The organism is Actinomycetota bacterium (genome assembly GCA_019347575.1).
Lineage (GTDB): Bacteria > Actinomycetota > Nitriliruptoria > Nitriliruptorales > Nitriliruptoraceae > JAHWKY01.
Window position 1 is genome coordinate 13,433 of the sequence record JAHWKY010000039.1, and the last position, 23,574, is coordinate 37,006.

Annotated in this window: 26 protein-coding genes; 14 read left to right on the forward strand and 12 right to left on the reverse strand. The window is 71.6% G+C overall.

Features of this window, described 5'->3' with window-relative positions; translation table 11 throughout:
• The first annotated feature begins 30 nt into the window (after positions 1-30).
• Together KY469_19300 and KY469_19305 are read left to right on the forward strand one after the other, a co-directional pair.
• Positions 31-438, forward strand: coding sequence for a phage holin family protein (locus tag KY469_19300; GenBank protein MBW3665246.1), 408 nt, complete (start codon positions 31-33; stop codon positions 436-438).
• The gene (locus tag KY469_19305; protein ID MBW3665247.1) at positions 411-677 is read left to right on the forward strand and encodes a hypothetical protein; all 267 of its coding nucleotides are present in this window, start codon (positions 411-413) and stop codon (positions 675-677) included. The genes KY469_19300 and KY469_19305 overlap by 28 nt, the downstream gene beginning before the upstream one ends.
• A gap of 5 nt (positions 678-682) precedes the next feature.
• Here the strand turns inward: KY469_19305 and KY469_19310 are convergent, their stop codons facing one another.
• Both KY469_19310 and KY469_19315 read right to left on the reverse strand, forming a co-directional pair.
• Positions 683-1,075 (reverse strand): CBS domain-containing protein, encoded by a 393-nt coding sequence (locus KY469_19310; GenBank protein ID MBW3665248.1) that lies wholly within the window; start codon positions 1,073-1,075, stop codon positions 683-685.
• A 191-nt stretch (positions 1,076-1,266) separates the two neighbouring features.
• On the reverse strand, positions 1,267-1,494 hold the full coding sequence (locus KY469_19315) for a hypothetical protein (protein ID MBW3665249.1): 228 nt from the start codon (positions 1,492-1,494) through the stop codon (positions 1,267-1,269).
• Positions 1,495-1,647: 153 nt separating this feature from the next.
• On the opposite strand from KY469_19315, the gene KY469_19320 reads away from it, so the two are divergent.
• From KY469_19320 to KY469_19340, 5 genes are all read left to right on the forward strand, one after another.
• On the forward strand, positions 1,648-2,421 hold the full coding sequence (locus KY469_19320) for a UdgX family uracil-DNA binding protein (GenBank protein ID MBW3665250.1): 774 nt from the start codon (positions 1,648-1,650) through the stop codon (positions 2,419-2,421).
• Positions 2,422-2,520: 99 nt separating this feature from the next.
• Positions 2,521-2,727: a dodecin family protein gene (locus tag KY469_19325; protein ID MBW3665251.1), complete on the forward strand. Its 207-nt coding sequence runs from the start codon at positions 2,521-2,523 to the stop codon at positions 2,725-2,727.
• 55 nt (positions 2,728-2,782) lie between these two features.
• Positions 2,783-3,403: a dienelactone hydrolase family protein gene (locus KY469_19330; protein ID MBW3665252.1), complete on the forward strand. Its 621-nt coding sequence runs from the start codon at positions 2,783-2,785 to the stop codon at positions 3,401-3,403.
• Position 3,404: 1 nt separating this feature from the next.
• Complete coding sequence (locus KY469_19335) at positions 3,405-4,430, forward strand: hypothetical protein (protein ID MBW3665253.1); 1,026 nt, start codon at positions 3,405-3,407, stop codon at positions 4,428-4,430.
• A complete protein-coding gene (locus tag KY469_19340; protein MBW3665254.1) occupies positions 4,423-4,965 on the forward strand; it encodes a DUF421 domain-containing protein in 543 nt (180 codons plus the stop codon). The genes KY469_19335 and KY469_19340 overlap by 8 nt, the downstream gene beginning before the upstream one ends.
• 49 nt (positions 4,966-5,014) lie before the next feature.
• Here KY469_19340 and KY469_19345 read toward each other — a convergent pair whose 3' ends face one another.
• Genes KY469_19345 through KY469_19375 form a run of 7 tightly spaced genes read right to left on the reverse strand, consistent with a single transcriptional unit; the run spans position 5,015 to position 9,180 of the window.
• On the reverse strand, positions 5,015-6,838 hold the full coding sequence (locus KY469_19345) for an NADH-quinone oxidoreductase subunit D (protein MBW3665255.1): 1,824 nt from the start codon (positions 6,836-6,838) through the stop codon (positions 5,015-5,017).
• Entirely contained in the window at positions 6,835-7,170 is a 336-nt protein-coding gene (locus KY469_19350) for a cation:proton antiporter subunit C (GenBank protein ID MBW3665256.1), read from the reverse strand. Before KY469_19350 ends, KY469_19345 begins: the two co-directional genes overlap by 4 nt.
• A gap of 10 nt (positions 7,171-7,180) precedes the next feature.
• Positions 7,181-7,927: a sodium:proton antiporter gene (locus tag KY469_19355; GenBank protein MBW3665257.1), complete on the reverse strand. Its 747-nt coding sequence runs from the start codon at positions 7,925-7,927 to the stop codon at positions 7,181-7,183.
• Positions 7,924-8,160, reverse strand: a complete 237-nt coding sequence (locus KY469_19360; protein ID MBW3665258.1) for a DUF4040 domain-containing protein — start codon at positions 8,158-8,160, stop codon at positions 7,924-7,926. Before KY469_19360 ends, KY469_19355 begins: the two co-directional genes overlap by 4 nt.
• The gene (locus KY469_19365; protein ID MBW3665259.1) at positions 8,157-8,462 is read right to left on the reverse strand and encodes a monovalent cation/H(+) antiporter subunit G; all 306 of its coding nucleotides are present in this window, start codon (positions 8,460-8,462) and stop codon (positions 8,157-8,159) included. The genes KY469_19360 and KY469_19365 overlap by 4 nt, the downstream gene beginning before the upstream one ends.
• A complete protein-coding gene (locus KY469_19370; protein MBW3665260.1) occupies positions 8,459-8,707 on the reverse strand; it encodes a hypothetical protein in 249 nt (82 codons plus the stop codon). The genes KY469_19365 and KY469_19370 overlap by 4 nt, the downstream gene beginning before the upstream one ends.
• Positions 8,704-9,180 (reverse strand): Na+/H+ antiporter subunit E, encoded by a 477-nt coding sequence (locus KY469_19375; protein ID MBW3665261.1) that lies wholly within the window; start codon positions 9,178-9,180, stop codon positions 8,704-8,706. The genes KY469_19370 and KY469_19375 overlap by 4 nt, the downstream gene beginning before the upstream one ends.
• A 163-nt stretch (positions 9,181-9,343) precedes the next feature.
• Between KY469_19375 and KY469_19380 the strand changes: the two genes are divergently transcribed.
• The 3 genes from KY469_19380 to KY469_19390 all read left to right on the forward strand — a co-directional run bounded on the left by KY469_19380 (position 9,344) and on the right by KY469_19390 (position 14,464).
• Complete coding sequence (locus tag KY469_19380; protein ID MBW3665262.1) at positions 9,344-12,580, forward strand: hypothetical protein; 3,237 nt, start codon at positions 9,344-9,346, stop codon at positions 12,578-12,580.
• 220 nt (positions 12,581-12,800) lie between these two features.
• On the forward strand, positions 12,801-13,721 hold the full coding sequence (locus KY469_19385; GenBank protein MBW3665263.1) for a nucleotidyltransferase family protein: 921 nt from the start codon (positions 12,801-12,803) through the stop codon (positions 13,719-13,721).
• A complete protein-coding gene (locus KY469_19390) occupies positions 13,718-14,464 on the forward strand; it encodes a metallophosphoesterase (protein MBW3665264.1) in 747 nt (248 codons plus the stop codon). Before KY469_19385 ends, KY469_19390 begins: the two co-directional genes overlap by 4 nt.
• Positions 14,465-14,582: 118 nt before the next feature.
• On the opposite strand, the gene KY469_19395 is transcribed toward KY469_19390, so the two are convergent.
• Entirely contained in the window at positions 14,583-15,812 is a 1,230-nt protein-coding gene (locus tag KY469_19395) for a HAMP domain-containing histidine kinase (GenBank protein ID MBW3665265.1), read from the reverse strand.
• Positions 15,813-15,968: 156 nt separating this feature from the next.
• Here KY469_19395 and KY469_19400 point away from each other — a divergent pair, with 156 nt between their 5' ends.
• Entirely contained in the window at positions 15,969-17,156 is a 1,188-nt protein-coding gene (locus tag KY469_19400) for a pirin family protein (protein MBW3665266.1), read from the forward strand.
• A gap of 66 nt (positions 17,157-17,222) precedes the next feature.
• Here the strand turns inward: KY469_19400 and KY469_19405 are convergent, their stop codons facing one another.
• Together KY469_19405 and KY469_19410 are read right to left on the reverse strand one after the other, a co-directional pair.
• Positions 17,223-18,434: a hypothetical protein gene (locus KY469_19405; protein ID MBW3665267.1), complete on the reverse strand. Its 1,212-nt coding sequence runs from the start codon at positions 18,432-18,434 to the stop codon at positions 17,223-17,225.
• A gap of 82 nt (positions 18,435-18,516) precedes the next feature.
• Positions 18,517-19,689, reverse strand: a complete 1,173-nt coding sequence (locus KY469_19410; protein ID MBW3665268.1) for a HAMP domain-containing histidine kinase — start codon at positions 19,687-19,689, stop codon at positions 18,517-18,519.
• 297 nt (positions 19,690-19,986) lie between these two features.
• Between KY469_19410 and KY469_19415 the strand changes: the two genes are divergently transcribed.
• The 3 genes from KY469_19415 to KY469_19425 all read left to right on the forward strand — a co-directional run.
• Positions 19,987-22,344 (forward strand): EAL domain-containing protein, encoded by a 2,358-nt coding sequence (locus KY469_19415; protein MBW3665269.1) that lies wholly within the window; start codon positions 19,987-19,989, stop codon positions 22,342-22,344.
• A 142-nt stretch (positions 22,345-22,486) separates the two neighbouring features.
• A complete protein-coding gene (locus tag KY469_19420; GenBank protein ID MBW3665270.1) occupies positions 22,487-22,960 on the forward strand; it encodes an LPXTG cell wall anchor domain-containing protein in 474 nt (157 codons plus the stop codon).
• 207 nt (positions 22,961-23,167) lie between these two features.
• Positions 23,168-23,574, forward strand: a 407-nt coding sequence (locus tag KY469_19425) for a hypothetical protein (protein MBW3665271.1), incomplete at its 3' end; no start/stop codon positions are given.

Sequence of the window (23,574 nt, forward strand, 5' to 3'; positions counted from 1 at the left end):
TGCGCAGGGTTGCCACGAGAGGGGAGGCACGTGAACGGTCCCCAACCGCCTGGATCCGCCGGACGATCCACCGCCGATCTGCTGCGGGACATCAGCCAGGACACCCGCGAGCTGGTGCGCGCGGAGGTCGAGCTGGCGAAGCTCGAGCTGCGCAACGCCGTCAAGGCGCGCATCATCGGCGTGGTCGCGCTGGCATCGGCCGCGCTCATGGCGCTCTACATCCTCTTCTGGCTGACGTTCGCGCTGTTCGCGGGGCTGGCGAACGCGATGTCGGACTGGCTCGCGGCGCTCGTGACCGCCCTGATCTTGATCCTGATCACCGCCCCGGCGGTCGTGATCGGGGTGGCGAAGATGCGACGGCCGTCGTTCCGGCCGGATGCGACCATCGAGACGATCGAGGAGAACGTCGCGTGGGCGAAACGACGGTTGCAGAGCTGACCCACCGGATCGAGGAGGCGCGGCGGCGCCTCGCTCGTGATCTGGACGAGGTCGTCACGCGGCAGGACGACATCCGTGCCGACGTGGTGCGCCGCGCCATCGCCCCGCTCGTGGCCGTGATCGGCATCGTCGTCGCGGTGGCGATCGGTCGACGCGTGGTGCGCCGACGCCGCGAGGATCGCCGCCTCCGCCGCGTCGTCACCGAGGCCCTCCACGACGCGGGGCTCGGTAACGGCTGAGGGCGTCAGTTGTTGCCAGGCGCGGCGCTGATGTCGGCGAGCGCCGAGTCCTCGTCGCGCATCACGGCCAGGTCACCGATCGCCAGGATGCCGACGGGGTGACCGTCCTCCATCACCGGCACGCGACGGATCTTGTCCTCGCGCATCTGGCGGACGACCTCATCGAGGTCGTCGTCCGGACCGACGGTATCGAGGTCGGTGCTCGCGACGTCGCCGAGGGTGCCGCTCTCCGGGGCGATGCCCTCCGCGATGGCGCGGACCACGATGTCACGGTCGGTCACGATGCCGAACGAACCGTCCATCTTCACGAGCACGTTGCCGATGTCCTCGTCGCGCATCCTCTTCGCGGCGTCGGCCAACGTGTCAGTGCTCTCACAGATCACGGGGTCGGTAGTCATGCGTTCTCTGACTGCGGTCACAGCAGGTCCTCTCCTCGGGTCCCAACAGCGAACATGCGTCGCGTGACGTGCCGGCGCGTGGGCGCGTTCCCCTCGGCTGGACACGGCCTTCCCGCCGCGCTGTCGTCCGTACGGGTGACGGTGGGCTCGAACCGTGGTCAGGCGTTCGCCCCGCGTGATCGAGTCGCGGGTCACTCCTCTTCGTCGCCGTCCGGCTCGTCCTCGTCGTCCCCTCCATCGAGGACGTCGTCGGGGTCGACATCCGCGCCGACGTCCGCGGCCGGCCCTGCGGTGGCCACGAACGACGGCGATCCGGTCAGCCCCGCGTCGGACTGCGTCGCATCGTCGGAGGTCTCACGCGGGCCGGGCTCGTCGGCATCATCGTGCGAGACGTCTTCAGGTCGGTCGTGCTCACCCATGGCTGCTCCGCTCTCGTGGGTCCTCGCCAACCGTGCCGCCCGCGGCGGGCGGGACGGTGCACCGGCATCGTCCGAACGGCCGGGCCCCTCCGAGGTGGGGCGGTCACCCTGGAACGCAGGTAGGGAGGGCCGGTCGGTCGGGAGGTGGCTCGGATGCCAGCAGCGGACGTCGATACCGCGGCTCCGCTCGTGCCCGAAGGCGCCGACCTCGACGAGCTCCGCGACGCCGCCGCGAGCTGCACCGCCTGCGACCTGCACCTGACCGGGACCCAGACGGTGTTCGGCGAAGGGCCACCCGACGCCGACCTCATCGTCGTCGGCGAGCAGCCTGGCGACGAGGAGGACCGCGAGGGCGAGCCCTTCGTGGGACCGGCGGGGCGCGAGCTCGATCGCGGGCTCGAGGCGGTCGGGATCGACCGGGACCGCGTCTACGTGACCAACACGGTCAAGCACTTCAAGTGGTCCGAGCAGCGGGGCAAGCGCCGCATCCACCAGAAGCCGAACACGATCGAGATCCGATCGTGCCTGCCGTGGCTGCGGGCCGAGATCGCGGTGACGCGACCGTCCGCGGTCGTCGCGTTGGGGAGCACGGCGGCGAAGGCGCTGCTCGGCTCCGACTTCCGCGTGACGCGCCAGCGGGGCGAGCTCCACCCCGGACCCGACGGCACGATCATCACCGCGACGGTGCACCCCGCCTCGATCCTGCGCAGCCGGACCGACGAGGAGCGCTACGCGGCCCGAGCAGCGTTCCACGACGACCTGCGCCGGATCGCGGCGCTGCTGGAGAAGGGGGTCACCGCCGCGCTCACGCACGCGACCGTGGACGAGCTCTACGCCCGGGCGCAGGAGCTCGACGTCTCCGGACGCTCCAGCATGGACAAGGCGGCTCTGGTAGAGGCGGTCGCCGCAGCGTTGTCACGGCCGTGAGAACTCGGCCGTCCGTCGGGGGTCGGGCTCGTCTGTGCCCCACCACGAGGTGGAAGGGTGGAGCTACCCGAGCGAACCAAACCGATGGAGGAGAACCCCATGCCAGCCGTCGCACGTGTCACCGAGATCAGCGCCAAGTCGGAGCAGAGCTTCGAGGACGCCATCAGGGTCGGCGTGGAACGGGCCACGAAGACGTTGCGGAACGTGAAGTCCGCGTGGGTGAAGGAGCAGCGCGTCAGCGTCGATGGCGACAGCATCAGCGACTACCAGGTGAACCTGCTCATCACGTTCGAACTCGAGGAGTGAGGGCCGGTTCGGCACACGGCAGCGGACGTGTGTGGCCGGGAAGCGAGGGATCCACGTGACCGAGGTGACGATCACCCTCGAAGCGGTCGCACTGCCGGGGATCCTCGAGGTCCCCACGGAGGCGTCCGGCCTGGTGGTCTTCGCTCACGGCAGCGGCAGCAGCCGTCACAGTCCACGCAACACCCAGGTCGCCGATGGACTGCGAGCTGACGGGCTCGCGACACTGCTCCTGGACCTCCTCACGGAGGAGGAGGCCCGCGACCGAGCCAACGTCTTCGACATCGCGCTCCTCAGCGACCGCACCGTCGCCGCGATCGAGTGGGCCGCGGGGCGCGAGGAGCTCGCGGACCTCCGCGTTGGCACGTTCGGGGCGAGCACCGGGGCGGCCGCCGCGCTGAACGCCGCGCGAACCCTGCCGGATCGGGTCGGGGCGGTGGTCTCGCGGGGCGGTCGCGTCGACCTCGCCAGCGACCTCGAGCTCATCGACACCCCGGCGTTGCTCATCGTCGGGGGCGACGACCGGGCGGTCCTCGAGCTGAACCGCGACGCCGCCGAGTACCTCGGGCACGCCGAGGTGGCGATCGTGCCGGGCGCCGGTCACCTCTTCGAAGGGCCCGGCGAGCTCGAGCGTGTCACCGACCTCGCAGGAGCGTGGTTCCGCAAGCACCTGCGCTGACATGGCAACGGTCCCGGTGGTCATCGGTGCGGGGCTGATCGGGTTGGCGCTCTTCGACGTGTACGTCACCACCATCGCCGCTGCCGCCGGTGGGGGTCCCTTCACCCGGGGTCTGTCGGTGGCGATCGCTCGACTGGCGACCGGTCTGCCGCACCGTGACATCCACCGACGGCTGCAGAGGTCCGGCCACGTGGTGCTCGTCGCCGTCGTCATCGGATGGTTGGTACTCATCTGGGGCGGTTTCGTGCTGCTGTTCCTGTCGGATCCGTCCTCCGTCATGAACAGCACGACGACGCAGAACGCCGGCATCGTCGCCAAGCTCGCGTACGCGGCGGGGGCACTGGCAGGTGCGGGTGCCGGCTACGTCGCCACGTCGGGCGGATGGGAGTTCGTCAACAACGCCGCTGCGCTGATCGGGCTCAGCTGGGCCGCCCTGACCCTGACGTACCTGTTCCAGGTCGTGACCGCGGCGTCGAAGCGCCGCGCCCTGGCCATCCGCATCCTGGGAGTCGCCGACGACCCGGTCGCGATGGCCGCGGCCGGAGCCGGAGAGCCCGATCTCGGCCTGCTCGGTCAACACCTGACCACGCTGGCGGAGGAGGTCGCCCTGGTGGCGCGCTACCACCACGCGCTTCCCGTCCTGCCCTACTTCCACACGGTGGAACGCCACGCCGCGATCGAGGTAGCCGTCGCCGTGGTCGACGAGGCCTTGACGATCCTCCACGCTCGTGACGGCGGTGTCCCGACCGCCGCTGTAGGGCCGATGCGGGCGGCGATCGGCGAGCTGCTGGGGAGCGTCCGGCTCACCGAGGAGCACCGCGACCCGCCGCTACCGGCGACCGAGCGCCTCGATGCGGAGGGTGTGACCGTCGACCCCGCTGAGCTGCGCGCCCACGCGGATGAGCTGTCCACGCGCCGTCGGCGACTCCGTGCCCTGGTCGAGGATCGCGGCTGGGACTGGTCCGCGGACGTCCTGCGAACGCCGCCGAAGCTGGGTCCACCCGAGAGGAGTGAGACGCGTGGATGACCTATGGCTCACGTGGACGGACGCGGGCTTGGTGATCCTCACCGCACTGGTCGCCTACGCCGCGATGCTCTCCCTCTCCAGGATCTTCGGTCAGCGCCAGTTCGCCACGGCGACGAGCTACGACCTGCCGTTCGTGCTCGCCATCGGCGCCATCATCGGACGCGTCATCCTCGTCCGGACGTCGCTGGGCGCCGCCCTTCTCGGACTCGTCACGCTCTTCACCGCCCACGCCATCACGGGGTGGTTGCACCACCACTGGGTCGCGTTCCACCGCATCACCCAGAACCGGCCGCGCCTCGTCGTCGCCCACGGCGAGTTCGTCGACGAGCAGCTCGAGCGGGCGCACCTCAGTCGGGCAGAGACGTTCGAGGCGGTCCGCGCGTCCGGCCACGCATCGCTCGCGGCCGTGCTGGCGGTGGTGCTCGAGCGCAACGGCGAGACGAGCGTGATCGAGCAGGGAGAGCCGATCGAGCCCGAGTTGTGGCGTGAGGTCGAGGGTGCCGACCGCCTTCTCGATCGCCCGCCACGATCCTGAGCCCTGGATCGCTCCTGCCCGGGGGTCGACCCACCCCTAAGATCGAGGCTCAGCGCAGCAGTACCGCGACCCCGGTGCCCAGGACCGCCACGCCGGTCAGCAGCCACGCCACGTAGTCCCCGACGTGGCCGCTGTGCACCGCGCGCAACGGGGTGACCGCCGCGCTGCCGGCTTGCGCGAGATGGCCCAACCAGCGTGGTCGGCGACGAGGCATCAGCGCCCCAGCAGCGACCAGCAGCGCGACCGCGAACCCGGCCGAGCCGATCGCGACGCCCTTGAGGGTCAGCCCGGGCGTCGCGGGGATGACGGCCTCCACCGCCTCACCACCGAGCACCAGCGCCTGGTACGTGTCCGGGGAGGTCAACGCGTGACCTGCCGACGCCGCGACCGACCGCACACCAGGGACGATCCCGGCCGCGAGGGCGGCGACGAGCAGCAGCGCCATCGGTACGGCCATGACGGCCGGTGTCCGACCGTGGGCCTCCTCGGTCTCGTACTCGTCCGCCTCCTCCGCGTCGGCTGCCTCGTGCGATGCAGCGGGGCGTCCCCAGCCGAGGAACACCCGCGTCGCCACGCGCACCACCGCGCCTGCGGTCAGCCCCGAGACCAGCACGAGACAGACCACGAGCCAGGCGTGGCCGTGGTGCAGGAGCGCCTCGTCGATGAGCTGCTTGCCGAGCGTGATGCCGAACGGCGGCGTGCCCGCGAGTGCGAGCCCCCCGATGGTGAACATCACCCCGACGACGGGTGTGCTCCTGCCGCGACCATGCAGCTCACCCTCGTCGACGCTGCCGTAGCGGTGCAGCACGATCCCCAGACCGAGGAACAGGGCGGCCTTGGTCGCGGCGTGGGCGACGAGGTAGAGGCCCGAGCCGGTCGCCCCGTCGGGATCGAGCATCGCGATGCCGGCGAGGATGACGCCGCTGTGCGCCACCGACGAGAACGCCAGCAGCCGCTTGATGTGGTTCTGCAGCGTCGCCATCACCGCCGCGACGACAGCGGTGAGGGTCGCCGCCGCCGTGAGGATCGCCCGCAGCGCGTCGACGTGGGACGCCAGCGCGTCCGCGAAGACGACCCAGTGGACGCGCGCGAACACGACCACACCGAGCTGGATCATGATCGCCGCGAACAACGCGCAGACGGGCGTCGGGGCAACCGCATGCGCGTCCGCGTGCCAGAAGTGGAACGGCACGACGGCGGCCTTGACGAACAGCCCGGCGGCGATCAGCACGTACGCAGCCAGCACGAGCGGGCCAGCATCGCTGCCGGCCAACACCGTGCCCGCCTCGGCGAGGTTCGGCGTGCCGGTTCGGGCGTAGACGAAGACTCCGCCGGCGAGCAGCAGCAGCGAACCGAGCGTGTTGCTGACGGCGAAGTTGATAGCCCCCTGCAGCGGGCCCTCGTGATGGATCCGGTAGCCAGCGAGCGCGTAGGCCGACACGCCGATGACCTCGTAGAACACGAAGAGGTTGAACAGGTCTCCCGACAGGACGAACCCGACCATGCCCGTGAGCAGCGTCAGCAGCAGCACCGGGTAAAGCGGCCGCACCTGCTCGAAGTAGCGGACCGAGTAGACCAGCGACGCCGTGACGAGGACCGCGGCCACCGCGGCGGTGACCGTGGCGGGCAGGTCTCCGACCAGCGGGATGCCGGGGATCGCCCCGGACGTCGGCTGCCAGCCGGCGATCCAGTGCACCGCCGGGCCGCGGGTCCAGCCTGCTGCGACCGCTATGAGCAACACCGCCGTCGACACCGTCGCGGCCTGCGCCACCGCGTCGGTCCAGCGGGACCCGCGTCGCCCGAGCACCATCAGGAGAGCAGAGGCGACCACCGGGATGACGAGCGCGATCGGCAGTGCGACGGTGGCGGTCACCCGTGCTGCGCCACGAGCTCGTTGGGATCGACCGTGCCGCGCGTCTTGTGGACCTGGACGGCCAGCGCCAGGAGTAGCGCAGACACGGTCGCACCCACGACGATGTCGGTCAGCGCCAGCGCCTGGACGAGCGGATCCGCGAGCGGCTCGACCGGCTCGCCCGGCTGCACGACCGGCACCGCGTCGCCTTCACGGAAGCCGACGCCGAGCAGGAGCACGTAGGTGGAGGACTGCGCCACCGACAGGCAGAGGGTCAGGTGCACGAGGTTGCGGCTGGTGACGATGCCGTAGCAGCCGATGATGAACAGGTACCCCACCAGCGCGGAGAGCAGTGGGTGCACGTCACTCGCCGCCCACGCGCAGGGCCTGGCCCACGAACTCAGCGAGGAGGACACCGATGCCGGCGGTCACCGCCACCCCGGTGGTGATGTTCAGCAGCGCGATGGTCCCCCCCGACAGGAGCTCGCCGAGCTCGCCGACCGGCAGGACGTTGCCGAGGTAGCCGCGGTCGAGCACGAGGCCGCCGAGTCCGCTCAGCGCGAACGCCCCGATGGCCAGCCCCTCCAGCCGCTCCAGCCGATCGACGGGAGCGATGCGGTCGAAGGTGTCGTAGTCGTGCAGCAGGTACAGCAGCAGCAGGGAACCGGCCAGCACGACGCCGCCCTGGAAGCCGCCACCGGGGGTGAGGTGGCCGTTCACGAGCAGCCCCGCGCCGACGATCGCCGTCACCCCGATGAGCGGGACACCCAGCGTCCGCACGGCGTCACCGCCGCGGAGGGTTCCGGCTCCGCGGGACTCGAACGGCGGTGTCTCCTCGTCTTCATCACGCCGGACGCGCAGGAGCAGTGCCGTTCCCGTGACCGCAGCGAACAGCACCAGCTCCTCCCCCAGCGTGTCGAGAGCCCGCAGGTCGTACAGGACGGCGGTGACGGTGTTGGCGGTGTGGCGCTCCTCGACGGCGAGCTCGGCGAGGCGCTGCCCGACGAGATCGTGGGAGAGACCCGGATCGGCCAGCGCACCGAACGCGGCGACCATCAGGACGGTCAGTGCCGCTACCGCTGCACCGAACAGCACCACACGCGCCGTCATCGGGCACCTCGGATGCGTGCCAGTGCGAGGACGACCATCGCGGGGACGGCGATGCCGCCCACGACCACCTCCGAGATGGCGACCTCGGGAGCGCGCAGCAGCACGAACAGCAGAGCCAGCGTCAGCGCGAGGCCGCCGGACGCGACCGATCCCTTGAGCGGATCGCGGATGAGCACGACGCCGGTCGCGGCGACCGCGACCAACGCGGTGGCGATCACCATGGGGACGGTCACGATGACCCCGCGATGTCCTCTACGTGCCACTCGCCGCGCTCGCGGACGTGCTCGGCGCGGGCGAGCGCGTGGGACACCAGCGGCGCGCCCAGCAGGACCAGGAGCGCCACGACGACCGTCGGCCCGCTCGCCCCGGGCAGCTCAAGCACGATCGCGAGCGCGATGGTCACGATCCCGACCGTGGTCGCCGCTCCCCCGAAGTGGAGCCGGTCGCGGGGGTCGGGGCTGACGAGCGTGCCGGTCGCGGCGACCGTCGTGGCGGCGACGCCGAGCACGAGCAGGACCCCGGTGACGGCGGTCACAACCAGTGCTCCAGGAAGCGCGCGTACAGCAGCCCTCCGATGACGGTGACAACGGCGAGCACGACCGCGACCGGCAGCAGCGCCGTCTCGCTGAGGTCGGCCGCCAGCACGAGGATCACCAGCAGCGTGATCGTGCCCGCAAGCTGCAGCGCGGCGACGCGCGCCGGGGCGCTGCCGTGCATCGTGGCCACGAGCGCCGTGGCGAGAACGCCCAGCAGCGCGACCGCGGCGAGCGTGAACATCACGGCAGCCGAGGATGCACGTCGTCCTCGGGATCGCCACCGCCGCGCAGCCGGTGCACGACCAAGACCTGCTCGTCGGGGTCGATCCCGATGGCGAGCGTGTTCGGTGTCAGGGTCACCGCCACGACGCCGAGGGTGACGTACCCGTGCTCGCCCACGGCCTCTCCGACGGGCACCGCGACGACGTCGGCCGCGGAGGGACGACCGCGGGAACGCGCCAGCGCCTCCCGGGACAGGGTGAGCAGATCGCGCACGACACCAGCTGGGACGGAGGCCAGCACCCGGAGTGCGCCGGTCGGGGCGTGAACCTCTATCCCCATCTGGCGACGGGCGTAGCCGGCGAGAGCGGTGGCCGCCGCTGCGGCGACCAGCCCGGCCAGCGCCTGCGTGAGCTGGAAGCGGCTCGCGACGGCCAGCCACAGCAGCACACCGCATCCGAGCGCGCTCCACAGAGCCGGACGACGAAGGGCAGCCATGGGCGCAAGCTTCGTGCCGATCCTGTCCGTGTGCTGGGGCGGCCGGGTGTCCGACTGGCCGGGTCCACGACCCCACGAGGTACCGGCCGTACGGACATCCGCCCGGGCGTACGGTCCGACCACACCCTTTACGCTCGGACGGTTGCCGGAAGGGGCTGGGATCGTGGCTGGAACGCGTCATCTGCTGTACACGCTCGCACTCGTCATCGGGCTGACGGTCCCGCTGGCCGCCCCGGCTCAGGCCTTCCCCGTGTCGGGGGTCACCGGCGCCCCGTACGAGGCGTGCGCGCGGGTGTTCCCCGATCCCCACGCGTTCTGGCCCTCGCCCCAGCCACCTCCCAACCAGTCACCCTTCGCCAAGGGGATGGAGAACTGCCGCGCCCTCGACTTCATGGGCTGGGACGAGACCATCGCCGGGCTCGAGCTGCTCGCCAGCGACGACATGTTCGGCGACTTCATCGACGTCTACGACCTGTCCGATCCCGACGGCCCGTTCGCCGGCGTGCTCGACCTCGACGGCGGCGAGGGCATGAGCGCCGGCATCCCGACCGAGGACCTCGACCGCGACCCCGCGCCGCTGTACCTCGTGCGGGTCACCGACGAGGAGGACACCGGCACGCCCATCGACCAGCGCGAGCACTTCGCCTACACACTGTCGATCCACGGGATCGAGCGCGCCGGCGTCGAGGGCGGCGTGCGCGCCATCGAGGACCTCGCCACGTGGGCGTCGTGCGAGAAGCACGGCGACGACGCCTCCCCCGCTGACTGCGCCCTCGAGAACGCCGGCCCCGACAACCCCCACCCGCTGCTCGAGACCCAACCCGACGCATCGATCACCGCCGGCGAAGCGCTCAAGCGCAGCGTCGTCTACTTCACGCTGGCCAACCCCGATGGGTGGCGGCGGGGCGACAAGCAGAAGGCGTTCTTCGACCCCGGCGAGAGCCCCGGGTTCTTCTACCAGCGCTACAACGGCAACGGCGTCGACCTGAACCGCGACTGGCCGACCCAGGGGTTCACGTTCCGTCCCTACACGCCGTGGTCGGAGCCCGAGACGCGCTCGTTCGGCCGGGTGCTCCAAGCCATCGAGAACGACTGGAACGGCGGCATCGACCTGCACGGACAGCTGTTCGACCGCGCCTTCAGCTTCACGCTGATCGGCGGGGCGGAGCGGGCGTTCGACCAGGACCGCCGCATGCTCCAGTTCGTCCAGGGCGCCTGGGAGGACGCCGAGGAACGCCTGGCGTGGAACCCCATCATCAAGGGCAACGACGAGCCCGAGCCGTGCGTGTGGGTGGGCGGGACCTCCCCACAGGAGAGCGACGACCCCAACTGCGACCCGAGCAACCGCGTCTACGGCGTGCAGTACGGGACCGTGTGGGACACCATCGGCTACACGACCACCGGATCCAACGACGGCTGGCTGGGCTCGCCGATCGGGCTCAACGCCGACGCCGTCGGCAACGAGATGTCGATGTCGCACCTCAGCAACTGCGGCATCGGCACCTGCTACCTCACCGAGTTCGAGCAGCTGCACGTCGACGGCAACAAGTCGCTGATCTACGGGATGATCCACTACTCGCTGACGCCCGAGAACACCGACTTCGACTACGAGGGCCGCGCCGCGTACCTCTTCAACCCCGAGCGGATCCAGCACCTGGGGTCCCCGGCGACGACTGCCTCGGCCACGTTCCGCGACCTTCCCCAGCAGGACCCGATCTCGCTGACGATCAACCACACGCCGACCGAGACGGTCTCCGACGACATCGAGGTGCTCGGCCCCGAGGAGGGCATCTACAACGGCGGCATGACCGCGGTCGTGACGTGGAACAACCTCTCCGGCGTGGGGCTGGGGTCGCTCAACGAGATCGCGCTCGAGCGCTACCGCGGCGAGGAGGAGGACCCCGACCCCGACACCGACGAGCCCGACGACTGGAACGAGGTCAACACCTACTACAACCAGTCGTTCATCTACCTCCAGGGCGGGGCGCAGCTCGACGCCAACAACCCGCTGCCCGGCCGCTACCGCATCCGCGTGACCGGCGACGGGGCGTCGATGTTCGACGTCGACATCACCTTCAGCGACGAGGAGGCGTGGCCCGACCCGGGCCAGGCCCCATACGACGTGTCGAACATGGACTTCCTCGCCGATCTGCGCCCGTTCGCGGGCGAGGACGAGCTCGTCCCGGTGCCCTTCGACCAGGTCCTCGACGGGACCGCCGACCTCAGCCGCTTCGACACCGTCGTCGCCATCGACGACGCCATCCTCCCCGGCTTCGTCCAGCCGCGCCCCGCCATCCCCGCCGCCGAGACGCTCGAGGGCACGGCCATCGTGCCGGCGCCCGGGGCGGGCGAGCGCACCCCCGCGACCTCGGCGTTCGTGCCGTTCGAGCTCGAGCGGGACCAGGGCGCCATCAAGATCGAGGTCACCAGCACGGCGGTCGTCGACCCGGATCTGTACCTGCTGGTGGAGGACGCGGAGGGCAACACCACGACGGTGGCCTCCGGCGAGTCGGGCCGGACCGGCCTCGAGACGCTGACCTACCCCGACCCGGCCCCCGGCAACTACCAGCTCGAGATCCACAACTGGGCCGGCTCGGCGGGCCCCGCCGACTACACGATCGCGTTCGAGGGCGCGCCAGCGATCACCAACGACAGCGAGTTCTCGATCGCGGACCGCGACACGGTCGCCGCGCGCCTGAAGGCGTTCGTGGAGCAGGGCGGCAACCTCGTGCTCACCGACGACTCCCTGCGGGCGCTCGAGTGGCTGGGCTTCGTGCCGGCTGAGAGCGTCCGACGCACGCTCGTTTACGCGGGCCACGTGCAGTTCTCGACCGACGCCGGCGAGACCACGACCTACGACGATCCGCTGGCCGCTGACGTCGACCTGCCCGGCGCCGCCGAGGGGCCGGGTCACCGCCACCAGGTGAGCGAGCCAGTGCCGACGGGCTACGCCATCCTCGACGAGTCCGGCGGCGACCTGTCCACTCACCCTCAGTGGGGCGTGGGCGCCGAGCAGTTCGAGGAGGCCGCTGGCCGCAACGTCGGCATGCTCGGGGCGCAGGTGACGCTGGGCGAGCTGGCCCACGGCGACGGCGTGGTGCGCATCCTCGGCTCCATCGCCCCGGTCCCCACCGAGCAGTACGACCACCCGTTCGGGCTCGCATCGCACGGGGTCACCTACACGGGCTACAACGTGTTCCGCAACCTGCTCGACTGGACCAACCCCAACGGCACCGGCCCACCGCTGGAGCCGGCCGCCCCCGCCGCCCCGCCCCCTCCGCCGGTCGAGCCTGAGGCCGCCCCGCTGCCCACGACCGGTGGCGGGCTGATCCCGCTGGCGGCGTTGCTGGCGCTGCTCGGGGCGGGGGTGTTCGGACTCGCCCGGCGCCGCGTCACCTGACCGTCGAATGCGCCGTCGCCCCATGATGGAGGAGCCCACGGGTCCCCATGCGATCGGAGCCGTCGAGACCGCGCTCTCGACGGCGTGAGCGTTGCGAAGGACCTATCGACGGCGCGGATGCGGCGTCGCGAGAGGTAGGGGTGCGAACGGTCACGGCCGGGGCGTGCGGGGTGTCGCGCGCTGCGTCATGGTGGTCTCCACGCCGACGAGGAGGCTCGCCGTGACTGCGTGGTCCGTCGAGGCGGGCGGGCCTGTCCGCACCGTCGACGCCGGCGGGATGGATCTCGAACGCTTCCGTGCGGTGCTCCGCGAGACCGTCGATCTGCTCGAGGCCGCGGCCATCCCCCACGTCATCATGGGTGGCATCGCCGTGGCGGCACTCGCGCGGCCACGCTGGACCCACGACATCGACGTGTTCTTGCGCCCCGACGACGCCAAGCGTGCCCTCGCGCTCCTCGCTGAGAACGGCTACGACACCGAGGAGACCGACCCCGTCTGGCTGTTCAAGGCGATGAAGGACGACGTGCTCGTCGACCTGATCTTCCGCAGCGCGGGCGCGATCTACTTCGACGACGCGATGGCGGAACGCGCCATCGAGACCACCTTCCAGGGTGAGCGCATCCGCGTCGCGCCGCCCGAGGACCTGCTCGTCATCAAGGTCGCGGCACACAAGGAGGAGGGTGGCTACCACTGGTTCGACGCGCTCGCGCTCCTGAGCGTCTGCGCCATCGACTGGAGCCACCTGATCGCGCGCTCACGGCACGCCGTCCGTCGGGTGCTGAGTCTGCTCGTCTATGCCGACGGCTCCGACATCGCTGTGCCGGGCTGGGCCATCGACGCGCTGTGGCAGCAGGCCTACGGCGAGGCGGATCCGACGAGCGCTTCGATCGCGCGCCCCGAGACCGACGGGGCCGGGGCGTCCGCTCACCACGTCCTCCGCACCGACCCACGCACCTGCGACCTCGACATCGAGGTCCAGGTCCACGCCGATCGGGTCGTGATCACCGGCGAGGTCGCGACCGCGGACCGGCGCTCGGAGCTCGACCGCGTGGCCGAGGAACTGCTTCCGGGCAAGACGATCGACAACCGCACGCGCATCCAACGCGTCGATGGCCAGCCCACGGTGGAAGAGCTGGTGTGATCCGGATCGCAGCGGTCGGCGACGTCCACTTCGGGGCGGACGCGCGAGGGACCCTCGCGCCCCGCTTCGAGGAGCTCAACGGCCGGGCCGACCTGCTGCTGCTCGCGGGTGACCTCACCCGGCGCGGCTTGGAGGAGGAGATCGCCGCGCTCACCGACGAGCTCGCCCCGGTCGAGGTGCCGATCGTCGCCGTGTTCGGCAACCACGATGTCGAGTCGGGCCAGCAGGACGAGTTGCGCCGCCACCTCGAGGAGCACGGCACCCACGTGCTCGAGGGGGACGCGGTTCGGATCGACGTCGACGGCACGTCGGTCGGTGTGGCAGGCACCGTCGGCTTCGGCGGTGGCTTCCCCGGGGCGACGTGCGCGGACTTCGGCGAGCCGGAGATGAGGGCGTTCGTGGCGCGGGCGCGCGAGACGGCGGCTTCGCTCGAGTCCGCCCTGCGCAGCCTCGACACCGACTTGCGCATCGCGCTGACCCACTACGCCCCGGTGCGCGACACCTGCGCGGGCGAGAAGCCGGAGCTGTTCCCCTTCCTCGGCAGCTACCAGCTCGAGCAGGCGATCGACGCGGGCGGGGCGCGCATCGCCTTCCACGGCCACGCCCACCACGGGGTCGAGCGCGGCCGCACCGCCCGCGGTGTCCCCGTGCGCAACGTCGCACTGCCGGTGATCCGCGCCGCCTACAACGTCTACGAGCTCAGCCCCCCGTCCGTGGAGCACGTCGCCGCCCGCTCCGCCTAGCCCCCGCAGCGCCGCGCCTCCGACGCCCCGCCGTACCCGGGCCGAGGGCACGTCGCCGCCCCCGCTGCGTGGAGACCTGGCCTCACATGTGAGCACAGCTCCACACGAAGTGGTCCGGTCAGGCAGGGTGGCGGGCCGGTTCGGGGAGGGTGAGGACGACCGCGGGCGGGGCGGCCGGCAGCGTGACGGTGACGACGGAGTGGCCGTCCTCACGCCCGTACCGCAGATGCCCGCCCATGGCGCCGACGAGCCCCTTCACGATGGTCAGACCGTAGCCCGACCCGGGCAGCCCGTCCTCGTCCAGCTCCACGGCGCCGTCGCCACCGTCCACGACGCGCAACTCGACGTGGGCGTCGCGCGCCCCGACGTGGATGTGGATCGGCGGGGCGCCGTGACGCTGCGCGTTGTCGACGAGGTTGACGAGGACCTGTTCGAGTCGGTCGCGGTCGGCCCGCGCCACGACCCCGGGCGCGACCGTGCACCCCACCGGATGTGCCGAAGGTGGCGTGAGCCCGACGACCGTACGGACCACCTCGGCGACGTTGACATCCCCGAACTCCAGAGCGAGACGGCCCTCCTCCAGCCGCGCGAGGTCGAGCAGACCGGACGCGAGCCGTTCCAGCCGCTGCGCCTGCCTTCCCGCACCCTGCAGCAGCAGCTCCGTCGTCTCGCGATCGAGGTCGGGACCGCGGTCCTCGAGCGTCTGGAGGGTGCCCACGATCGTGGCCAGGGGGTTGCGCACATCGTGGCCGAGCGCCCCGATCAGGCGCCGGCGCCACGTGTCGATGCGCTGCAGGTCGGTGAGCGCGGCCGCGAGCCGTGCTCGCTCACGTCGCAGGTTGCGCGCCATCAGTCCGGCGACCAGTGCGATGAGGAGCCCGATGCCCATCCGGAAGGCGATGCTGTTGACGGAGAACGATCCCCCGAAGTCGGGGATGACGAGCGCCTCACGCGCCGCGTAGATGAGCGCGGTGATGGCCCAGGTGGACAGCGCCCCGCCGAGCCCGAACAGGATGGCGCCCTCCAGGGGGAGGATGAACAGCACCGCCCACAGCGCGGCGCCGGGGTCGAACGCGTTGAGCCACACGAACGCCCCCGCGACGAAGAGGTCGAGTCCGAGGCCGACCAGCGCCGTCACCCGCGCGAAGCGTCGCTCGCGGTCGAGCACATCGGCCAGCCACACCCCGACCGCACCGACCGCCAGCACGCCCATCAACGCCAGACCCGCTCCGAGCACCCCGTCGGGGTACGGGGGCACGCCGTGCGTCAGCAGGATGAGCAGACCCCAGGGGACCGCGACGAGTCGAGCGAGCAGCATCGCCCGCTGCGACCGACCGAGGTCATCCATCGGACGGTGCCTGAGCTTGGTGATGTCCGTGGCTCCTCCCGGCGTGAGACCCGTTGCGCACCCGTGCGAGCGCCGACAGCACCGGTGCGACCTTCGCGAGCCTCTGTCGGCATGGCCCGACCGCGCTCAAGGCGTCGCGTCCACGTGGCGTTGAACATGGCACCTCCGGGTGGGGTCCGGCCTCCGACCGAGCTACCCGGATCGGGAACGTCGAGGCTCATCGGGGCGTTGCGATGGTTGACTACACAACCAAGCCGCCGATCAGGCGGCCGCCACCGTGGAGACACCGTGCACGACGTGCTGATCGAGACCTTCCCCCTCGGACGAGTCTGGCCGACCGCCGACCCGTTCCTGTTCTGCGTCCACCACGGCGACGACTACCCGCCCGGCGACGAGGAGCTCGGCCCCATCGAGCCGCTGATCGGGCGCAGCATCGGGGCGGACTTCTCCGGTCGGGATGGCTGGAGCATGTACCACGGCTCGCTCGTCCCCGGCTTCCCCCAGCACCCGCACCGCGGCTTCGAGACCATCTCGTTCATGCGCCGGGGTCTCATGGATCACTCCGACTCGCTCGGGGCGGCGGCCCGGTTCGGTCGGGGCGACGTGCAGTGGATGACGGCGGGCGGCGGCATCGTGCACGCCGAGATGTTCCCACTGCTCAGCCGCAGCGATCGCAACCCACTGGAGCTGTTCCAGATCTGGATCAACCTGCCGCAGCGCGACAAGATGGTCCCGCCGCACTTCGCGATGCTGTGGGACCGCGACATCCCCAAGCACGTCGCGCTCGACCGCGAGGGCCGCGCCACCCGGGTGACCGTCGTGGCCGGGGCGATAGCCGGTCAGCGCGCCCCGAACCCCCCGCCCAACTCGTGGGCCTCCCGCCGCGACAGCGACGTCGCGATCTGGCACCTCGAGCTCGACCCCGGCACGTCGTGGACGCTGCCAACCGCGACGCACCGTGACACCAACCGCGTGCTGTACGTGTTCGGAGAGGGGTCGTTGCGCATCGGGGACCGGGAGCTCGCCAGCGAGCACGGGGCGCTGATCCGCTGCGACGTCCCGGTGACGATCACCGACACGGGTGCTGGGGTCGAGGCGCTGGTGCTCCAGGGACGACCCATCGGCGAGCCCGTCGTGCAGTACGGGCCGTTCGTCATGACCGACCAGTCCGGCATCCAGCGCGCCTACGCCGACTACCAGGAGACCGGCTTCGGCGGCTGGCCGTGGCCCGCCGCCGATCCCAACCACGGGCACACCCGCGGCCGCTTCGCCCACCACGCCGACGGTCGTGTCGAGGCGCCCGACCTCGAGCCGGACCCCGCCCCGGACCTCGCCGAGGTCTGACCCCCCTCGCCCCGCTGCGTGGAGACCTGGCCTCAGATATGAGCACAACTCCACACGCAGCGGGCGTCAGCGGCGGCCCGCGGCCGAGAGGCTCGCCAGCGCGGCCAGTCCGACCGCCAGCGCCCCGACCCCGCCGCCGGTCGCGGGGAGCGTCCCGGTCGGGGCGCCATCCACCGCCGGTCGGGGCGCGGGGTCACGGTCGGGGCCGGCGTCATCCGGGTCCGTCCTCCCCGGCGGCGCATCACCGGACCCATCACCGAGCCCGCCCGCGCCCCGCGGCGGCCATGCCTCGAGGAAGGCGATCGTGACCGCGGCGGCGTTGTCGCCGGCGAGGTGGCGGTAGGCGAAGAACTGGAACGGGAACCCCGGTAGCGACAGCGGGTCACCCTGGCCGTCGGAGGCGGCGCGGACGGCGAGGAACGGGGCGCCGTAGCGGGCGGCTGCGGCGGCGGCCGCGGCCGACTCCATGTCCTGGGACGCGTAGGTGTCGGTGGTCTCCGCGGGTGGGGTGAAGAAGCCGGTGAAGAACTCCGGCGTGGCCCAGTCCGGCGCGTTCACGGCGAAGTCGGCCACGTCTTGCGCGGTGCTGACGGGCGTGAGGCACGGCTGGCAGCCGAACACGTCACCGCCTCCGGGCACGCACGGCAGCGCATGGCCGTTGAAGGTGTCGGACGAGGTCCCATCGCCGCCGACGAACAGCTCGGGCTGGTGCTCTAGGGCCACCGTCGTGTCGAGGGTCTGCACGCCAGGGCAGACGCACGCATCGTCGCCGATCGGCACCACCGACCCCAGCGCTACCTGCCCCACCAGCGTGCGCGCCGTCGCGACCATCGCCGGGTCCGCGGCCAGCCACGTCTCCCCGCCGTCGAGGGTCCAGCGCTCGGGCACAGCCACGTCACCGATCCGGTGCACGCTCCCGGCCACCCCGGGGAAGACCACCGCGGTGATGTCGCAGCCAAGCTCCTCGAAGGCCGTCGCGACGGTGCGCTCGGCGTTGACGAGCCCGATGCCGGTCATGGCGATGATGACCCGCTCGTCGGCGAGTTGGCCGAGGTGGAAGGTGGCGTCCCCGACCCGGACGGTGTCGGCCGGATCGAGCGTCGCCGCGTCGAGCAGCGGCTGCACCTCCAGCGGCATCGCCCCGAGCACGAGGATGCGTTCGCCGCAGACCTCCTGCGCGAACGCGGCGGAGCTCGGCGCCACCAGCGCGCCCACCAGCGTGCCCAGCAGCGTGCCCAGCACGCTGACGATCAGCGTGGTGAACCTCCGACGCTGCACGGCACGCTCCCGACTCGGTCCCCGCTCCGAGGAGTTCGCCGTGGCGGGCCGGCACACCTCCCAGGTGCGCACCGTGGTCGAGCTACACGCTCGGCTGAGTGGCCCCATCGGGGAGGCGGAGGCGCGCGACGCTGCCTCCGCCCGGTCTCGGTTCGAGGATGACCTCGCCGCCGAGCCGGCCGACGAGCTTGCGCGTCGTGAACAGTCCGACACCGAGCCCGTCGTGCCTGCGCGTCGTCGAAGCGTCGGCTTGCGTGAACGGCTGGAAGAGGTGATCGACCAGGCGCGGATCGAAGCCTGGCCCGTGGTCGCGCACGAGGAACTCGACGATCCCGGCACCGACGGGGCGCGCGACGAGCTGGACCGCCTCGTCGTCCGGCGAGAACCGCAGGGCGTTGTCGAGCAGGCAACCGAGCGCGACCACGACGTAGTCGGGGACCGTCGTCACCTCGGTCAGGTCGCCTTCGATGATCCGCTCGATGCGCTCCCTCGTCACGGCGTCAGCAGCGCGGTGCACGGCCTGGTCGAGCAGCTCGTCGACCGCGACGGGCACCGCGACGAGCTCGTCGGGGTGTGACGCGTCCCCGACTTCGAGCACCATGGACACGAGCGACTCGAGCCGGTGTGTCGCCCGCCCCAGCGGACCGATCAGCTGCGCCGCGGACGCCGGTCGGATCTGATCCTCGAGGCCCCGGAGGAGCTCGGCCGTGCCCTTGAGGATCGTCAGTGGGGTGCGCAGCTCGTGCGAGATGGTCTGGATCAGCGCGGCGCGCTGGATCGCGAGCTCGTGGTGGTGAGCAGCGAGCTGCTCCTCGCGTCGCGCAACGTCGGCGTCGACCCGCTCGCGCTCCCGCAGCGCCTCGACCGCTGCACCGGTCAGCAGCGCCACGAACACGAGGAACACGCCCCGTTGCAGCCACGGCCCGTGCTCGTCGAAGCCGAAGCCGACGTCCGGCAACGGCACCAGCGGCCCGGCGAGGAACGCCGCGACGACCGCGGTCGCCAGGGCCGCGATCAGGCCCAGTCGCAGCCCCGCGATGAGAACGGGGACGTAGAACCAGTGACGGGAGACCGAGACCGGGCTGCCGGACTCGAAGGCGATGACCCACGCGCCGAGCAGCGTCGCCACGACGAGCGCCAGGCTCGACGGCGGACTGCCGCTCCGGACGAGCACACGCAACGGGTCGACCAACACGCGTCGGGCCACGACACGGAGCCGTCCGACGAACCCACCGGTGACCGTGTAGACCGACACGTTCCCAACCTCCGTTCGTACCGGCCGCGGCTCGGGTAGGTGAGCCGCCCATCGGTGCTCTCCCCCGGCCCCGTTCGACGCGGTCCCACCGCGCCCCCACACGCTGACCGGGGGTGCGAACGTAGGCCCGATCGGCGCTCACTCAGCGTCCCTCCCACGAACCTTCGGTCACGGACATTCCCCGACGCCCGGTTCGTCCCCTTCTGTCCGGTCCTGGCGAGACCATCCGGATGATGACAGTTCGTACCTAGCCCCCTACCCTGAGTGGTGAGTCCGGGGGGGAGGAGACGGGCATCGGTGGGCGGTGAGATGATCGATCTGTGGGACCACGTCGGCGACGTGGTCCTGAGCGTCGACGGTGACGGTCGCATCGCGGCCGTGAGCCCATCGGTGACCACGGTGCTCGGCCACATCCCCGGCGACCTCGTCGCCACGCCGGCCGTCACGCTCATCCATCCCGACGAGCGCGTGGTGATCGAGGCCTACCTCACGCGCACGACGCCGACCGCCTCACCCCGGACGCTGTCGTTCCGCGCGGTGACCGCCGACGGATCGTGGACGCCAGCGCGCGCGTGGGTCCACCCCGTGGAGGGCGAGGGGTTCGTCCTGGTGCTGCGACCGGTCGATGCGAGCGAGGAGCGTCTCGCCGAGTCGGAGCGGCGCGCGCTCGAGAAGCTCCAGCTCGTCGACGAGATGAAGCAGCGTCTCGTCGAGGCGGTCGCGCACGAGCTGCGTCACCCGCTGACCGTGATCTCGGGTTTCGCCCAGACGCTCCAGCGCCCCGGCTTCGAGGTCGAGCGGGAGCTCCTGGAGCGCATCGGTCAGAGCATCGGGGCGCAGGCCGACCGTCTGCAACACATCGTCGACGACCTCATCGAGTTCGACCGGGCCGGCCGGGGACTGGTCGGCCGGGAGCGTGCGCCGATCGACGTCGCGGACGTGGTGCTCGAAGCCGCCGATGACATCCCGATCGGCCCGCGTCAGCTGCGCGTCGCCGTGACACCGGTCCGCCTCCCGGCGGACGCGGGGCGCGTCCGCCGCGTCGTCCAGAGCCTGCTCGCCAACGTCGCCCAGCACACGCCGCCGGGCACCACCGCGTGGGTCCGGCTCACCGAGCAGGACGGCGGGGCGCTCCTCGAGGTCAGCGACGACGGGCCCGGACTGCCCGAGGAGGTCAGGAGACGCGCGTTCTCCCCCTTCGTCCAGGCGAACCCCGGGAACGGCTCGGGCACCGGCATCGGCGTCGGACTGGCGCTGGTGCGTCGCTACGCGGAGGCGCACGGCGGGCGTGCCTGGCTCGAGGACCGGGCCGACGGTGGCACGACCGTGCTCGTGTTCCTGCCGGGTCCTCCGGCCGCGGACGCCCTCACGGCGATGGCCGATGTCGGCAGCGGAGAGGGAGACCTGCCCGCCGAGGTCACGGTCGGGGCCGGCGTCGTCCCCATGCTCCCGCCCGACGTCGCCCACACGGTCACCTCGATGCTGCGGACGCTGCGGGACGAGCTCGACATGCGCACCGCTTACCTCAGCCGCTTCACCTCGACCGAACAGGTCGTGCTCGCGGTCGATGGCGACGGCGCATCCATCGGCATCGAGACCGGGCAGCGCATCCCGCTCGAGAACACGTACTGCGTGCGGATGGTTCGGGGCGAGATCGGCCATCTCGTCCCCGACACCTCCGCAGTCCCCGAGCTGCGGTCGCTGCCGGCGACGCGCGACGGCATCGCTTGCTACGCGGGTGTGCCGCTGCGGCTGCCCGACGGGCACATCTTCGGGACGCTGTGCTGCGCGGACGACCGGACCCGGCCCGACCTGCGCGCCGGCGACGTACGTGTGCTGCAGACGGTGGCGCGGCTGCTGGGCCACGAACTCGCGCGCGAGCAGGTCATCGCGGACGACGACCGCGAGACGCGCGCTCGCATCGAGACGGTCCTCGGCCAGGTCGACGGCGTGCAGATGATGTTCCAGCCCATCATCGACATGGCCACGGGCGCCGTAGCCGGGGTCGAGGCGCTGGCGCGGTTCTCGGACAGCGAGATGCGGCCCCCGGACGTGTGGTTCTCCGACGCCGCGAGGGTCGGGCTCGGGGAGCAGCTCGAGCAGCTCGCCGTCATCCGCGCCCTGCGTGGGCTCAAGCAGCTGCCGGTCGAGTGCTACCTGGCGGTCAACCTGTCACCCGACACCGTGGCAGCGGGGGGGCTGCGGCCGCTGCTGGGACGTGTCGACCTGCGACGGGTCGTCCTCGAGATCACCGAGCACGCCGCGGTCCACGACTACAACCGCGTGCAGACCATGCTGCGTCCCTTCCGCGACGCCGGCGCCCGGTTGGCGATCGACGATGTCGGCAGCGGCTTCGCGAGCCTGCGACACGTCCTGCGGCTCGAGCCCGAGATCATCAAGATCGACCGCTCCCTCGTAACCGAGGTCGCCGACGATCCCGCCCAGCGCGCCGTCGCAGCCGCTTTCGGCAAGCTCGCCGCCGCCCTCGGGACCAAGCTCGTCGCGGAGGGGGTCGAGGACACGCCGACCCTCAACGTGCTCGCCGAGGCGGGGATCACCCACGCGCAGGGCTGGCTGTTCGCGCGGGCGGGCCCGTTGCCGCTCGAGCGCACCGACTACGCCGAGGTGATCGGTCTGCACACCGCCTCCAGCTGAGAACCGCGGGGTACTCGGCGGACGTCGTCACCTGCAGCTCGCTCGTTCGGGCCGAGCGGGACCGTGGCCCTTCATGCGCCGGAGGCCGGTCCCTGCGCTATTGTGTCGCATCGTCCAGGCTCCGAACAGACATGGGGACACTGTGAAGATCGTGCCAACGCTGCTGCTGACGTTCGTGGTCTCGCTGGCCTTCGCTGCACCCGGCTTGGCCCAGCCCTACCCACCCCAGCAAGCGGTCCTGTGCGCCTCGATCGCCGAGCCCCCAGGCGACAGCTTCGAGTGCAGTGCAGGCAGCTTCTGCCCCGACACCACCGTCTCGGTGTCGTTCAACGACGATACCGTTGCCTCGGTCGAGGCCGACGACCAGGGCAACGCGACCGCGACCATCCGCGTCCCCTCGGACGCCCCCGACGGACCGGCGACCATCACCTTCGAGGGGCTGGGGGCCGACTGCGAGACCATCCAGGTGCTGTCCGCCGGATTCACGGTCGATTCCGGACTGCCCCGCACCGGCGCTGAAGGCGTCGACCGCTGGATGGCCCTCTCCGGCGGGCTGATCGTGGTCGGCGGCACGATGGTGCTCTACACCCGGCGTCGCCGCACCAGCATCCACTAGGAACGAGATCGGCAGCCGTCACGAGGGCAACTAAGGCTGCCCGTAGGGGTGCCCGTCGTGGCCTAGTCCCCGGGCTCGCCAGCGCGCGATGCTACGCGGAAGGGCAGATCCCTCCCGGGTGACGGGGAGGCATGTGGCGGTTCCCTGCATACTGACCGCGACGACACGGCTCGTCGCGGCTCTTGCACGCCCCGGGCCGGTGCGAGGGTGACCACGACCCGCTCCGACGGGCCGACCCAGTCTCCGGAGGAGGCGCGTCGTCGCGATGCGGCCCCCGGGCAAGCGAGCCGGCAGGCCACCCCGGCCGCTCCCGGCATCCGCAGCGCCGCAGGGCTGCTCGCACTGCAGCGCACCGCTGGGAACCGTGCCGCTGCGCAGCTGCTGGCCCCGCGCTCTCGGCCTCCCCGGGTCGTGCAGCGCAAGCAGATCGACGAGCCCTTCCCGCACGAGATCCCCGATCCCGAGGGACCGGACGAGATCGAGGACGGTTCCGCGCCCGGCGGCGGCGAGGCTAAGGCCGCGCCTCCCGGTACCGGCGACGAGAGCGGCGGCGACGGCGCGGGTGCGGGCGCGGGTGCCGCCGGGGCGGGTGCCGCCGGGGCGGGTGCCGCCGG